Genomic DNA, 560 nt, shown 5'->3' on the forward strand with positions numbered 1-560 from the left:
AATCATGTACGTTAACTTAGTTGCTATCCTAGCTATTGTTGCAGCGGTGTCTGCTTCACCTCTTGAGCCGGTGGAAGCAAGTTGTACCGTTACAAAATACGCTGATGTCGCCGCAGCCGTACAAAGCTGCAGCGCCTTGATTCTTAAGGACCTCACCGTACCAGCGAAAACGACATTGGCACTTAACTTGAAAAGCGGAGCTACTTTGACTTTCCAAGGTACTTTGAAGTGGGGATATGCTGAGTGGGAAGGACCGCTGATTGAAATCAAAGGAAGCAAAGTAACCGTTGTGGGTACCGGTGCCACTTTGGATGGACAAGGTGCTAAATGGTGGGACGGTAAAGGAGACAAAGGAAAAAAGAAGCCCAAATTCTTCAGAATCAAGACCACCGGCGGATCAAATCTGAACAACATCAAACTCTTAAACTGTCCCCATCAATGCGTTTCAATCAACTCTGCTAGTGACACCGTTCTAGATCGATTCACCATTGATGTTAGCGCCGGAGATTCACAAGGAGGTCACAACACCGACGGATTCGACGTCTCCAGCTCAACCGGCG

General features: G+C 47.9%; 1 protein-coding gene. It reads left to right on the forward strand.

Features of this window, described 5'->3' with window-relative positions; all coding sequences use genetic code 11:
* Window positions 1-46: 46 nt before the first annotated feature.
* Window positions 47-560: glycosyl hydrolase family 28 protein (locus QWY28_RS23245; protein ID WP_300955297.1), on the forward strand; the 514-nt coding region annotated here is incomplete at its 3' end.

Source organism: Nocardioides oceani, from assembly GCF_030412965.1.
GTDB lineage: Bacteria > Actinomycetota > Actinomycetes > Propionibacteriales > Nocardioidaceae > Nocardioides > Nocardioides oceani.